Below are 12,927 nucleotides of genomic sequence, written 5' to 3' on the forward strand. Positions count from 1 at the left end.
GGCATGCGCACTTTCGTATGATGAAACCATGTCGCTCCGCTACCTGACCGCCGGTGAAAGTCACGGACCCGGGCTGCTTGCGGTGGTCGAGGGAATCCCGGCGGGCCTCACCATCGACTCCACGTACATCGACGCTGAGCTCAAGCGCCGCCAGGGGGGCTACGGCCGCGGCGCGCGGCAGCGCATCGAGTCGGACCATGCGGAGTTCGTCTCGGGTGTCCGGCGCGGCGTGTCGATGGGCGGGCCGATCGCGATCCGCATCGCCAACGCGGACAGCCGGCTCGACGACGCGCAGAAGACTCCCGCCATCTCAAAGCCGCGACCCGGTCACGCCGATCTCGCCGGCAGCGTGAAATGGCTCACGACGGATTGCCGCGAGACGCTCGAGCGTGCCAGCGCCCGCGAGACCGCGGCGCGGGTGGCGGCCGGAGCCTTGGCCGGGTGTTTCCTGCGCGAGTTCGGCATCGAGACTTTCGGCTTTGTCCGCGGGGCGCTGGATGTGCGCTGGAGCGGCGAGGTGAACGGGACTTCCTGGCGCGAGCAACGAACGGTGCGGGATCAAAGCGGGGTGGCCATGCCCTGCCCCAAAAGCAGCGCGGCGCTGATCGAGCGCATCCGCCAGGCCAAGGTCGACAAAGACACCGTCGGCGGTCTGGTCGAGGCGCATGTCTTCAACTGCCCGATCGGGCTGGGCTCATGCGCGCAGTGGCATGAACGGCTCGACTCGCGCCTCGCCGGCGCGGTCATGGGCATTCAAGCCTTCAAGGCCGTCGAGATTGGCCTGGGCCGCGAGTGCGCCTTCCGCACCGGCAGCCAGGTGCACGACCCGATCCACTTCGACGCCTCGAAGAAAGGCGAATCGCACCTCGGCTTTGTCCGACCAACCAACAACGCCGGCGGGCTCGAGGGAGGCATGACCAACGGCATGCCGGTGGTGGTGACCGGCACGATGAAGCCGATCAGCACGCTGCTGCGGGGAATGCCCAGCGTGGACCTGAACACCAAGGAGGCGGTGACCAGCGCCTACGAGCGGTCGGACGTCAGCGCCATCGCCGCCGCGAGCGTGGTGATGGAACATGTCGTGGCCTTCGAGATTGCCAAGGCGTTCCTGGAGAAATTCGGCGGGGATTCCATGATCCAGGTCCGGGCCTCGCACGCCGCCTTCATGGAACTCGCGCGCCGCCTGCCGCTCTCCTGAGCGATCGCGTCATTCCGGACGTTCTCCAAACCAATAACGAAATCCCCGTGTGACGCGGTTCCGGCGCAATTGAAAAATATGGTTCCATAAATGCGGACTGGTGGGACTATTCCGTTTCGAAGGGCCTAAATCCTTGTGAACCCGCGGTTTGCATTTGACGATGAAGTCATAGTTTTGATAGTGCTCCTGGAGGGCAAGTATGGACACATCTTTGTGTGAACGAACCAGTTGCAAGTATCCCTGTGCGTGGGGGTACAGCCTGATCGCAGGGCAGGAATCCCATATTCGCCTCGCGATCCGCCAAACCTTTGGCCAGCATCCGGTCAAGGTCGGAGAACTTCGCAAGAGCTCGGGCGGCCGTTGGTGCTCGCTGAATGTCGACACCACCGTTGTTGACGAAGAACAGCGCCAGACCTTTCTCGAGACGCTTCGCAATTGCGTCGGCATCCGCTACGTGCTTTGAATCCGCGCGCTGACCGCGGACTTCCGGGCGGCATCCATCAATAAAACTCAGGCATTGGAGAGCGGAACCGGATCGGAGGCCAGGGCCGGGTGGTATCGCACGCGCCCGCGCAGAGCGTCGAAGACGGAGCTCAATTCGCGCGCCGGGATGATCCCCTCCAGCGAGCTTGGCGAAACGATCTGGCACCCTTGCTCGGCGGCCTTGGCGAAAGCGTCCGCGGCGGCGCGGCGGTCGCTGCGCAGCGAAGCGGCCAGGCCCAGCGCCCACCAGGCATCCTCGAAGTTCGGACGCAGCTGCGTCGCCATCTTGAAGGCGCGGCCGGCCTCGATGGGATTGCGCTCGTTGGTCAGGTAGGTGACCCCCATGTTGAAGTGCACGTCGGGATCCGCAGCGTCGGACTGGAGCAAGCCGCGAAAGAGTCGCAGCGCGTCCTGGTGTCCGGGCAGTCCCATTGAGAGACAGGCGACCGCCTCGTTCATGTGGCAGGCGCCGTGGTCACCGGTCGAGGTGGCGGATTCCTGGAACGCCTGACGGGCGCCGGCCCACGAGCGAGCCGAAAGCAGTCGAACGCCGCGCTCAAAGTGAATCTGATCGGCGCGGACTTCGCGCGATGGCGCGGCGGTGGACGGCGCCGCTTTCGCCGGCGAACCGAACTCGGGCTCCAGCAGCAGCGGAGCGTTCGCCGGCTCTACCTCCGCGGGTTCCGAGAGCGAAAGAGTTTGCTCGCCCGGTGTGGCCGTGGATTCGGACTGCAGTGCCGTCCTCGCCGACGCGATCAGCGGAGGTTCGGGCATGCGCGGCGAGGGCACTTTGATTGGCGACTTCGCCATCCGCGGAAAAATCTGCTCGGCGGTGATGGAAATCTCCTCCGGAATCTCAAAGCGCACCACCCGGATGCGCCCGGACTTGATCCGCGCCACGCAGGGCTTGCGGCGCCCGCCGCCCAATTCAGGCGCGAGGGCGTCGGCCATGGTGCTGATGGTCAGCAGCACCCCCTCGCCGTAATTGCGGAACCAGCGATGCCCCTCCGGCGCCGCGTCCTGGGAGCGCACCATGCGCTGCACGTCGATTCCAAAGATGCGCTTCAATCCGCGCATCGAGCCGGCGAAGTCCTCGGCAGCGCCGCTCGCCGCGCCTTGGGAAGCTGCGGGCACCACCTTGGGCTCGCGCGGATGAAGCCGGTCGAAGGCGAAGGCCCGCAGCACCTCGGGTCGGGACTCCATCGTCTCGGGCCGGTCGATCGGGTCCAGCAGCGACTCGCGCGGCGGAGCGCTGTGGGCCAGCAGGAGTCCGTCGGGGCAGATCACCGCCACCGGAAGCTTGGCCGCGAGCTCCGCGCAGGCGCGGACCAGATTGTCAAGCGAGCGCTGCTGAATGGAGGGAACCGGCATCTCGGCCAGTCCGCGCACCTTGCGCTCGTCCGGCGCGTCGTCCGCCAGGGATGCCAGGGCGAGCTCGCGATCGCCCGCGATCACCAAGGTCCGGGTCGGCGCCGCGGCGAAGCGTTCCAGCGCGATGGCCACGCACGCCGCGTCCCCCAGCGTTCCGCCCGAGAGATCGCCCAGGAAGACGATCTGCGGCGCGGAACCCTTCCCGGTGGCTTCGTCGATGAATTCCAAAACCGTCTCCAGCGCGAGCACGTCGCCGCGCACATCGCCGATGATCCAGAGCGGCTCGCCCTCGGCGAGTTCGTTGAGCCGGAGCACGCGCCGGCCGTTGGGCCGGAACTCCGCGCCCATGGCGCCGGGGCCCGCTCCGATCAGCCGGTCGGCCGTCTGCACCGCGTCGCCGGCACGAGTGATCGCGCGAACCGTGTCGCCCCACATGGCGACCCGCTGGCGCACGCTCCGGAGGATGTGCTCCGCCTGCGGCTCGGTGAAATTGACCGCGACCATGGGACCCGGCGGGGGTACAATCGGTTTCGGCTCATTTCCGTGGGATTGGCTCACAGAAGGAAATGCTAGCGAGCGGATTCGTTTGGAGAACGCGCGCCTCCGCGGCGCGATGAGGACACCATCATGAAAACAATTTTCGCCACCGCCATGCTTGTCGCCGTCGCCGCCGTCGCGGGATTCGCCGGCGCCCAGTCGGCTCCGCAATCACCTGAACTCACCCAGAAATGGAAGGACCGAACCATGCACTCCATCAAAGCCACTTCGCTCGAAGGCGCGCCGATCGACCTCGCCCAGTACAAGGGCAAGGTGGTGCTGGTGGTGAACGTCGCCAGCCGCTGCGGATTCACCGGCCAGTACAGCGGCCTGCAAAAACTGTACGACACGTACAAGGACAAGGGGCTCGTGGTGCTGGGCATTCCCAGCAACGACTTCGGCGGGCAGGAGCCCGGCAGCGAGAAGGAGATCAAGGAATTCTGCACCGCCAAGTACGCGGTCACCTTTCCCATGCTCGCCAAGGCGCAGACCAAGGCGGGCCCCGGACAGAGCGAGATCTACGAGTTCCTCGGCACGCGCGTCGGCAAGCTGCCGGGCTGGAACTTCAGCAAGTATCTCGTCAACAAGGATGGACAGCCGGTGGCGTTCTACGCCAGCAACGTCACTCCCGAAGACAAGGCCCTGGTGAGCGCGGTCGAGCAGGCTCTGGGACTGGCCGCTGCGGCACCCTCCGACGCGAAGCCGACGGCGACTCCATCCGAGCCCGCCGTCAAGCATTGAACGCGCGAGTCACTTCGGCACGGCGCGGATGACTTCGTCCAATTGTCGCGCGGTGATGCGCCGCAGCGGCGAGAGGGCTTCCGTCACTCCGGCCGCCACGATCATGGAGAGTCCCAGCCAGACGGGAAGCACGCCGATCATCAGACCGATCGAGGCCAGCGCGGCCTGCGGCAGCGGCGAGCTTGAGATCGCCAGCGCCACCCGCAGCGAGCGCATCCATGGAAGACCCAGAGTCAGCGCGAAGCCCGCGGCGGCCGCGATCCAGCGCAGATCCTCGCCGGAAAAGTAGAGGCCGATCGAGGGGGTCAGGCGGAACTCGCTCAGCACGTCAATCCTCGACATCGCGATCGCCACCGCCGCCGCGGCCGCGGGGCCGAAGCTTCGCGTCAGGAACTTGTCGGGATGGTCGCGCAATCCCCACGCCGCGAGCATGGTTCCCCAGGGCAGCAGCCACGCTGCCGCCGAGTCGAAGTTCATGCCCCACGCCGCAATGCACGCCGCCACCAGCGAGAGGAATCCCGCCGTGCCGCGTGCCGCGTCCATGGAATGGGAGTGCTCGTCGAGCAGGCCCAGGGTCGTCCATCGCTCCACGCCGCGCGGCACCGCGGCGCCGAAGGCGACGGTCGCGGCCGCCACCAGGCTCCAGGTGGTCACCGCGTCCTGGGACTCCAACTTCGCGATGAGCAGAACCGCGGCCACGGGAAACATCACCGACCAGACTCCGATGGCCAGGCCGCCGCCGCGCCACCATCGGTTGCGTCCGGCCATCGGCGAGCGCGCCAGCGTGACCATGGCCGCCAGCAGCGCCGTCACCCAGAGCGCCCCGTGGTCGAAATCGATTCGCTCCTGCTGCAGGCGGATTTCCGCGGAGCGCCGCCAGGCGTCGAGTTCCACGATGACCGAATCGGAGGGATCCGTCCGCGTGGCCGCGACCGCCACCGCCAGCGCTTCGGCGGCGCGGCGGGCGCGGAAAAGTTCCTTGCGGGCATCCGCGCAGCCATCGATCATCGTTTCATGAATCGTCGGGAAGACCGTGGCGGCGCAGAGGGGACCGAAGAAGACGCCCGTGCAGATGCCCGCGGCGATCCAGGAATTCTTCCACCCCGCGGCTCGCAGCAACCAGGCCAGTCCCGCCGCCGCTGCGCCCGCCATCAAGGCGCCGGAAATCGACCACGCGATGGTTTCGGGAGTCAGCACTCCGGTACAGTATTCCAAAGATCTCCCATGCATGTTTTTCCGCCATCCCTGCGCCGCCGTCTTCGCGCTCCCGTTTGGGCGCTGCTTGGCGCGGCGTGCTGCGCCGGGGGCTCAATGGCCCAGGCGCCGGCGCCCCTGCGGCGCACGCCGGGCGTTGCGGCGTTTGTCAAGGCGATCGACTTGGCGCCTGAAAACGCGGTCACTCTGATCGTGGCGCCCGATCCCAAGTCGCTCGGCGAGGACATGGGCGAGCTTGCGGCCAAGCTCGACCGCATGCAGGCTCTCACCGAACTCAAGCCGCTGGACCTGGTCAAGAGTCAGTTGGGCATCGGCCCGGGCATGAATGATCGCGGGCCGATTGTCGCCTGGTACTCGATCGCGGCGGATAAAACTCCGCAGTGGTGCGCCTTGATTCCCACCGTCGATGGCGCGCAGTTCATTCAGTCAAACCTCGAGGCGGCTCCGGACATCGCACCGGATGCCTATCGACGTAAGGGCAAGACCTATTACGCCCGGGTCATTGATGGCTTCGTCGTGGCGAGCCCGAGCGCCGATCTGGAGCGCGCCTACGCCGCCAAGCCGGGACTTGCGGATCGGCTGAAAAAGCGCCTGGGCGAGCGCGGTTTCGCGGTGCTGTGCGACGGCGAAATCGGACTGTGGGCGGGGCCCGAGTCGCTGGCGGAATTGCGAAACAGCAATCGGCCTCAGGCCGCTGAAAAACCCCAAGACAAAACCGCGGCTCCCGGCGAAAAGGGCGCGGCACCGAGTGAAGCCTCCAAGGAAAATGACAAGGCCGCGGCGAAAAAAATTGAGGATTGGCAGCTGCGATCAGAAAAACTCCTGGCGGGCCTGACCGACGCCGTCGCGAGCGTCGATGTCGATCCACTGGGCGTGCTGATCCGCAGCTATTACGTGCTCGACCCTGAAAGCGAGTTGGGCAAGTCGGCACACGGCGGCGCGCACACCGGCGTCAGCTTCAGCCATCTGCCGCGCGGCTTCTTCGTCCTCGCGCTCTCGGCGGACATCGCCGGACTGGGCGGCATGCAGACCTTCCTCGATCTCGCCGCGCTGGTCCCCGGCGGCGAGCAGGCGCCCTCATGGCTTGAACAGAACAAATCGCTGCTGACGTCGATCCAGCTGGCGATCTATCCCAGCAAGCTCGGCCTCATGGGCGGCGGACTTCTCAACGAGGCGATGCTCTGGCTCGCCACCACCGACGGGGTCAAGGCCAAGGCGGTACTGGAGCAGTGGATGGTGTCGCTCAACGGCGAGGCGGATGGACAGAAGCGCGAGGTGACCTGGGAAAAGGACAAGACCCTGAAGAATGGAGCGGTCGCGGACGCCTACCAGATCAAGGACACGCCGCTGCCACGCAATGGCCAGCCCGCGCGCCGCACCAACCCGATGGAGCGGATGTTCCGCACGCTTCTCTATGGACCGAAGGGGCCCTGCGGATTCGTGAAATCCTGCCCGGACGGCGTCTACGTCACTTTCAGTCAGCGGCCCGATGTGCTTGAGCGCGCAACCGGTGCCGCGGAAAAATCATTGGAAGGCGATGATGTGCTCGCGGTGCTTCGCGCCTGGATGATGCCCAAGCCGGACGCGATGGCATTCATCGGCGTGGGTTCGTTGTTGAACGTCGTGCGCCAGGCGGCCAACGCCTTTCCCGGCGGCGGACTGGAGATTCCCGACGCGCCGCCTGACCTAGAGCCGATCGCTTTCGCCATGACGGTTGAGGGCGGACGGATCGAAACCGCGACCATGATTCCCACCGGCGTCATCTCGGTTTTGGTCGCGGCCTACGCCGATCGCCGGGACGCGCAGATTGATGACCGGAAGGATCCGGCTTCAACGAAGGACGCCGACGAGGACACGCCGACCCCGCCGCCCGCCGCCAAGAACCCGCCCGCACCCGCAGCGCCGTGACGCACCCGGGCACGCCAGCGCTGCATGACTGGCTGGTCGCCGCGCACTCGCCGCTCTCCTTTGCCAAGCGTCCGCTGCTCGCGGGCATCCTCAACTGCACTCCCGACTCCTTCTTCGACGGCGGCCGTTTCGCCGGCGCGGACGACGCGGTCGAGCATGGATTGCGCATGGTCCGCGAGGGCGCCGATCTTCTGGATGTCGGAGGCGAGAGCACGCGCCCAGGTTCGGTCCGGGTCGGCGCCGCCGAGCAGATCGCGCGGATCGAACCGGTCATCCGCGCCCTGCGGCGCCAGTGCGATGTCCCCATCAGCGTCGACACCACGCTCAGCGCGGTCGCACAGGCCGCGCTTGCCGCGGGTGCCAACATCATCAACGACGTCAGCGGCGGCATGGAGGATCCCGCGATCTGCAAACTTGCGGCCGAGCGCGGGGCCGGTCTGGTGTTGATGCATCGGCTGAAACCGCCGGATCAGGACCGGTACAGCGACCAGTACCAGAGCGCGCCGCGCTACGGCGATGTGGTCCAGGAGGTGCTGAAGGAGCTGCTGCGGCTGGTCGATCATGCCGTCGGCCTCGGCGTGAAGCCCGGTCAGATCGTCCTCGATCCCGGGTTCGGTTTCGGCAAGAGTGTCGAGCAGAACTTCGAGCTGCTGCGCCGGTTGGACGAGATCGCCGCGGCGCCCTTTCCCGTGCTGGTCAGCCTGAGCCGGAAAAGTTTTCTCGGCGCCCTTTGCGGCGGACTTCCGCCCGCCGAGCGCCTGCCCGCCACGCTCGCCGCAGCCGGCGCGGCCCTGCGCGGTGGCGCCGCGATCCTGCGCGTGCACGACGTGGCGGAACACCGCCAATTCCAGCGGATTACCGCGGCTGGCGGAGGGTGCTAGGATTCGTTGTTCGCATGCGGGTCGTCCGCCGGCGCGGAATTGATTTCGGACGCATCGTCCACAGTTGATGAGGAACCCATGGCCAGCCCAAACACACTCGAATTCACCGACGCAAATTTTGACGCCGAAGTCCTGAAGAGCAGCGTTCCCGTGCTGGTGGATTTCTGGGCCGAATGGTGCCAGCCCTGCCGGATGCTCGGGCCAACCATCGACCAGATCGCGGAGGAGTCCAAGGGCAAGGCGAAGGTCGGCAAGGTCGACATCGATCACCACCAGAGCATCGCCCTGAAGTACGGCATTCAAAGCATTCCCACCGTGCTCCTGTTCAAGCAGGGACAGATGGTCAAGAAATGGGTCGGCGCGGTTCCCAAGGCGACCCTCAGCGAGGCGATGAACGCCGTCTGAGCGGCCAAAGTCGGCCTGAAATCAAGTTCAAGGGCATCGGCATTGGCTTTGACGCCGGGTACACTGTTCGACCCCGAAGCTTGTGCCGGTGCCGCGGCGGGGTTTGGTCGGTTCGAGAATTTCTGGGCCTGTAGCTCATCTGGGAGAGCGCTTCCATGGCATGGAAGAGGTAGTCGGTTCGATCCCGATCAGGTCCACTGAAACACCCTGTCCTCGTTCATCGACGACGACAGGGTTTTCTTTTGGATCCCGGCGTCCCTACACTCGGCCGCGATTTCGAACCCCATGATGACGCCGCCGCCCTGCCACCTTCGAAGAGCCGCATTCCGCGCCGCGCTGACCGCGGTGGCGCTGGCGGCCCTGGTCGCCGTGCAGGGCTGCAGGGAAGCATCTGGAAATCCACCCGCCTCCGATGCGCCGGCGCCGGCGGCCGTCGCGACGAGTCCGTCGCCCGCATCGATCGACCACGTCCTGCTCATCTCCGTCGACGGCCTGCGTCCCGAAGCGGCACTGCCGCCGCTGGACGAACTGCATCCCGGCCTGAAGCGACTGACGCAGGGGGCGTGGACCGCACAAGCCCGTTGCGATCCCGACATCTCCATCACGCTTCCCAATCATGTCGGCATGATCACCGGGCGCCTGGTCGCCGGGGAACTTGGGCATGGATGGACATCGAACTCGGATCCGCCCTCGCTCAAGTTCGGCGGCACGCTCCACGCCAAGCAGGGCCGGTACATCGCCAGCGCCTTTGACGTTGCCCACGACGCGGGAGTGCGCACAGCCATGATCGCGGGCAAGTGGAAATTCGCCCTCTTCGAGCAGAGCTACGGCGAGGACGCGGGCGGCAAGGATGGCGTCGCGCCCGACGACGGCAAGGACAAGATCGACTGCTTCGTCTTTGCGCCCGATCCGATGGAGGAGGTCCGGCAGCAGCTGGCCTTCCTGCACGGGGCCTGCGAGCGCGGCAAGCGATCCTTCTCCTTTCTCCATCTTCCGACTCCGGATTTCTACGGCCACGGGTCCGGATGGGACCTGGCCGACGGCTCGCCCTACCGAGAGGCGCTGCAGCGAATCGACCACGCCATCGCGGCGCTGCTCGCGGGGATCGAAGAGTCGCCGCATCTGCGCGGCCATGTCGCGATCGTCCTGACCTCGGACCACGCGGGCGGAGTTCCATTCGCCAGCCACACCGATCCCGAGGCGCCGGTCAACTACACCATTCTCTTCATGATCTGGAATGGCGCGAACCTTCCGCGCGGCGATCTCTACGCGATGAATCCCTCCAGCCGCCATCGTCCCGCGCCGACCGAGCGCTTCGCTCCCGGCCAGGCGCCGCCGATCCGCAACGCCGACGCCGGCAACGCCTGCCTCATGCTGCTGGGGTTGCCCGGGATTCCCGGCAGCACGGCGAACACGACGCAAGATCTGCGGATCGATTCCAAGTAGAGGCGAGACGAGCGGCGGAATGATTCTGCAGTCGTGAGCGGGATCCGCCTTCGAACCCACCGGAGGATCGGTTAGGCTTGGCTTATGTCGGATTTTTGGCTTGTTTCCGTTGCCGGAACCAAGGAGGCGAAGCATCGACTCGCGCCGCCGGGCCCGATCACCATCGGGCGCGGAACCGACCGAACGATCATCCTCGCCGAGAAAGTGGTCAGCCGGCATCACGCCACGCTGCATTGGTCATCCGCCACCGTCGACGAGCCCGGCATGTGGCGCATCTCCGACGACGGGAGCTCCGCGGGCACCTACATCAATGGCGCGCAGGTTCAGGCGGGTCGCACCCTCCCGCTGCGGCATGGCGATCGGCTCGAGATTTCGCCCTGGACCTTCGAGGTGGTCGACCAGGAGGTGCCGCTGGATCTGGCGACCATGATCGACGTGTCGAGCGGGGAGGAGAAATCCAGGATCGAGGCGCAGGTGGAGCGCGTGCAGATTGCCGAGCCCGCGGCCTTCGCCCAGGATCAGCTGCTCATCCTCCTGCAGGCAGGCGAGTCCATTCACCAGGCCGAGCACGAGGCCGAGGTCTATCCCGCGGTGGTGCATGCGCTGGCGATGGCCACGCAATTCGCGAACGTCGCCTTCGTCCGCAATGTCGGCCAGGGAGACGCGGTCGAGGTGCTCACCCAGATCGGCGAGATGAAGGACGCCCAGGGCCGTCCGCGCATCAGCCGGTCGATGCTCCGGCAGGCGCGGCAGGGGCCGGTGATCGAGAAGGCGTTCAGCGCCGCCGATCCGACGCTCGAAGCCAATCCGAACCACACCGTCATGCCGAAAAGCATGGAAGTCCGCCGCGCCATCTGCGTCCCCGTGGAGCTTGCCGGCGTGCTCTTTGGTTTCCTCTACCTGGACGACGCCAAGCCGCGCGACGACGCCCGGCTCGCGGAGGTTGCCAGCATCGCCGGCGCCATCGCCCGCATGGCGGCGCAGGGGCTGGGCAATCAGCAGCGCGTGCGGATGGCGCAGCGCTTCGCCATGGAGCAGCAGCTCATGTTCGGGGGCACCATGCACGCGCTGATCTCGGCGATCGACGCCAAGGATCCCTACACGCGCGGCCATTCCGTCCGCGTGGCCCGCTTCGCCCGGCTGCTCGCCCAAGCTGCGGGCCTGGGCGTCGAGCTCGTCGAGCGCACCCATCTTTGCGGCACGGTCCATGACATCGGAAAGATCGGCGTGCCCGAGGCGGTGCTGTGCAAGGCGGAGCGGCTCACCGACGATGAGTTCGCCAAGATCACCGCACATCCGGCGACCGGGTTCCAGATCCTGCGCGACATTCCGCAAATGCGCGACGTGCTCCACGGGGTGCTGGAGCACCACGAGAAGTGGGACGGTTCCGGCTATCCGAACGGGCTCGTCGGTGACAAGATCTCACTGCTCGGTCGGATCATCTGCCTGGCGGACTGCTTCGACGCCATGACCAGCGCCCGCGTCTACCGGCCCGCGCGCAGCGTGGAGGAGGTGCAGGCCGAGATGCAGAAGTGCCTGGGCCGGCACTTCGATCCCGAGCTGGGAAAAATCTTCCTGTCGATTCCGCGCCTCAAGCTCCAGGAGCAGATCGTCCGCAGCGACGTGGCCGCCAGCGGATCATTTTGAGTCGGGGGTCGGGGTCGCCGCGGCGCTGCCCGGGCCGAGCAGAATCGAGATCCAGCGGAATTCCTCGGTGTTGTCCAGCAGAATCTTCACCAGCATCGTCAGTGGCACGCTCAGGAACATGCCCACCGGTCCCAGGATCCAGCCCCAGAACACCAGGCTCAGGAAGACCACCGCGGCGCTGAGTCCAAGCTTGCGTCCGAAGAGCCGGGGCTCCAGCCAGCTGCCGATGACAATGTTGAAGAGCACCTGCAGGATCACCATCACCAGCGCCATCTGCCATCCGTTCACCGCCAGGCAGAGCAGCACCGCGGGGATGGCCGTGATGATCGCCCCGAAGGTCGGGATGTAGTTCAGGAAGAAGGCCGCGATGCCGATGAAGAGCGCGTAGGGGGTGTTGAGCACGTAGCAGCTCAGCGTCACCAGCACCGCCGCGAGGAAGTTGGTCTGCGACTTCACCGCGAGGTAGCTCTGGATGTCGCTCACGATGCTTCGGTAGCGGCCAAGGTCATCCTCGGGTCGCCCGGTGATCGTCCGGATCTTGTTCGGCAGCACGGCCGCCTCGCCCAAGAGGAATGCGAGCGTGAGGATGACGAAGAGCCCGCTCTGGGCCAGGTTCGCCAGCCCCTTCACGAAGTTGCTCGCGTAGCCCAGCACGTCGCCGGGATTGGTCTTGGAGATCAAGGTGTCCAGGTCCATGTGGATTCCCCGCGCGGCCAGATCGACGTTCAAGGCGGCCAGCTTCTCCTCCAGGATCACGCGGTATTCCGGAATCTTTTCCGCCAGCGCCCCCAGGTTGTGCGTGGCGATCGTGGCCGCGCCGGCGATCAGCGCCACGATCACGATCAGCAGGCAGGTCGCCGCGAGCCAGCGGGGCATGCCGGTGCGGCAGAAGAACGCCAGCGCAGGCAAGCTCACCACCGCGAGAAAAATGGCCGCCAGGATCGGGACCACCAGCGGCGCCGCGGCCTTGAGGCCAGCCAGAATGATGATCGCCGCGGCCGCCGAATAGAGAATGCGACTGCCCCGGCCCGGCGCCTCCATGGAAGGAGTGGGGGAATTCATGGCGAAGATCGTACGGCAAGTTGCGCCGGGTTG

The 12,927-nt window shown here is 66.3% G+C and carries 11 protein-coding genes and 1 tRNA gene; 9 read left to right on the top strand and 3 right to left on the bottom strand.

Annotated elements, in window-relative coordinates; translation table 11 throughout:
* The first annotated feature begins 28 nt into the window (after positions 1–28).
* The gene (gene aroC, locus K8R92_08070; protein MCE9619851.1) at positions 29–1,198 is read left to right on the top strand and encodes a chorismate synthase; all 1,170 of its coding nucleotides are present in this window, start codon (positions 29–31) and stop codon (positions 1,196–1,198) included.
* Positions 1,199–1,409: 211 nt separating this feature from the next.
* On the top strand, positions 1,410–1,661 hold the full coding sequence (locus tag K8R92_08075) for a DUF493 domain-containing protein (protein ID MCE9619852.1): 252 nt from the start codon (positions 1,410–1,412) through the stop codon (positions 1,659–1,661).
* A 47-nt stretch (positions 1,662–1,708) separates the two neighbouring features.
* On the opposite strand, the gene K8R92_08080 is transcribed toward K8R92_08075, so the two are convergent.
* Positions 1,709–3,556, bottom strand: coding sequence for a hypothetical protein (locus K8R92_08080; protein MCE9619853.1), 1,848 nt, complete (start codon positions 3,554–3,556; stop codon positions 1,709–1,711).
* Between the two features lie 123 nt (positions 3,557–3,679).
* On the opposite strand from K8R92_08080, the gene K8R92_08085 reads away from it, so the two are divergent.
* The gene (locus K8R92_08085; protein MCE9619854.1) at positions 3,680–4,330 is read left to right on the top strand and encodes a glutathione peroxidase; all 651 of its coding nucleotides are present in this window, start codon (positions 3,680–3,682) and stop codon (positions 4,328–4,330) included.
* 9 nt (positions 4,331–4,339) lie between these two features.
* On the opposite strand, the gene K8R92_08090 is transcribed toward K8R92_08085, so the two are convergent.
* Positions 4,340–5,527: a hypothetical protein gene (locus K8R92_08090; GenBank protein ID MCE9619855.1), complete on the bottom strand. Its 1,188-nt coding sequence runs from the start codon at positions 5,525–5,527 to the stop codon at positions 4,340–4,342.
* A 27-nt stretch (positions 5,528–5,554) separates the two neighbouring features.
* Between K8R92_08090 and K8R92_08095 the strand changes: the two genes are divergently transcribed.
* From K8R92_08095 to K8R92_08120, 6 genes are all read left to right on the top strand, one after another.
* Positions 5,555–7,453 carry a hypothetical protein gene (locus K8R92_08095; protein MCE9619856.1) on the top strand — a complete coding sequence of 633 codons (1,899 nt, stop codon included), beginning with the start codon at positions 5,555–5,557 and terminating at the stop codon, positions 7,451–7,453.
* A 32-nt stretch (positions 7,454–7,485) separates the two neighbouring features.
* Positions 7,486–8,334, top strand: a complete 849-nt coding sequence (gene folP / locus K8R92_08100) for a dihydropteroate synthase (GenBank protein MCE9619857.1) — start codon at positions 7,486–7,488, stop codon at positions 8,332–8,334.
* A 78-nt stretch (positions 8,335–8,412) separates the two neighbouring features.
* Entirely contained in the window at positions 8,413–8,739 is a 327-nt protein-coding gene (trxA, locus tag K8R92_08105; GenBank protein MCE9619858.1) for a thioredoxin, read from the top strand.
* A 124-nt stretch (positions 8,740–8,863) separates the two neighbouring features.
* Positions 8,864–8,936, top strand: a tRNA-Ala gene (locus tag K8R92_08110).
* An 88-nt stretch (positions 8,937–9,024) separates the two neighbouring features.
* Positions 9,025–10,185, top strand: coding sequence for an alkaline phosphatase family protein (locus tag K8R92_08115; GenBank protein ID MCE9619859.1), 1,161 nt, complete (start codon positions 9,025–9,027; stop codon positions 10,183–10,185).
* Between the two features lie 84 nt (positions 10,186–10,269).
* Positions 10,270–11,832, top strand: a complete 1,563-nt coding sequence (locus K8R92_08120; protein MCE9619860.1) for an HD domain-containing protein — start codon at positions 10,270–10,272, stop codon at positions 11,830–11,832.
* Here the strand turns inward: K8R92_08120 and K8R92_08125 are convergent.
* Positions 11,824–12,894 (bottom strand): AI-2E family transporter, encoded by a 1,071-nt coding sequence (locus tag K8R92_08125; GenBank protein ID MCE9619861.1) that lies wholly within the window; start codon positions 12,892–12,894, stop codon positions 11,824–11,826. The two genes, K8R92_08120 and K8R92_08125, sit on opposite strands and share 9 nt — an antisense overlap.
* Positions 12,895–12,927 lie beyond the last annotated feature (33 nt).

It is taken from the genome of Planctomycetota bacterium (assembly GCA_021414025.1).
Lineage (GTDB): Bacteria > Planctomycetota > Phycisphaerae > Phycisphaerales > SM1A02 > SYAC01.

What these genes read in the sequence shown, in the direction of transcription:
- aroC (MCE9619851.1), top strand. Translation starts at nt 29, where the DNA reads ATGTCGCTCCGCTACCTGACCGCCGGTGAAAGTCACGGACCCGGGCTG.
- K8R92_08095 (MCE9619856.1), top strand. Translation starts at nt 5,555, where the DNA reads ATGCATGTTTTTCCGCCATCCCTGCGCCGCCGTCTTCGCGCTCCCGTT.
- K8R92_08120 (MCE9619860.1), top strand. Translation starts at nt 10,270, where the DNA reads ATGTCGGATTTTTGGCTTGTTTCCGTTGCCGGAACCAAGGAGGCGAAG.
- trxA (MCE9619858.1), top strand. Translation starts at nt 8,413, where the DNA reads ATGGCCAGCCCAAACACACTCGAATTCACCGACGCAAATTTTGACGCC.
- K8R92_08080 (MCE9619853.1), bottom strand. Translation starts at nt 3,556, where the DNA reads ATGGTCGCGGTCAATTTCACCGAGCCGCAGGCGGAGCACATCCTCCGG.
- K8R92_08115 (MCE9619859.1), top strand. Translation starts at nt 9,025, where the DNA reads ATGATGACGCCGCCGCCCTGCCACCTTCGAAGAGCCGCATTCCGCGCC.
- K8R92_08085 (MCE9619854.1), top strand. Translation starts at nt 3,680, where the DNA reads ATGAAAACAATTTTCGCCACCGCCATGCTTGTCGCCGTCGCCGCCGTC.
- K8R92_08125 (MCE9619861.1), bottom strand. Translation starts at nt 12,894, where the DNA reads ATGAATTCCCCCACTCCTTCCATGGAGGCGCCGGGCCGGGGCAGTCGC.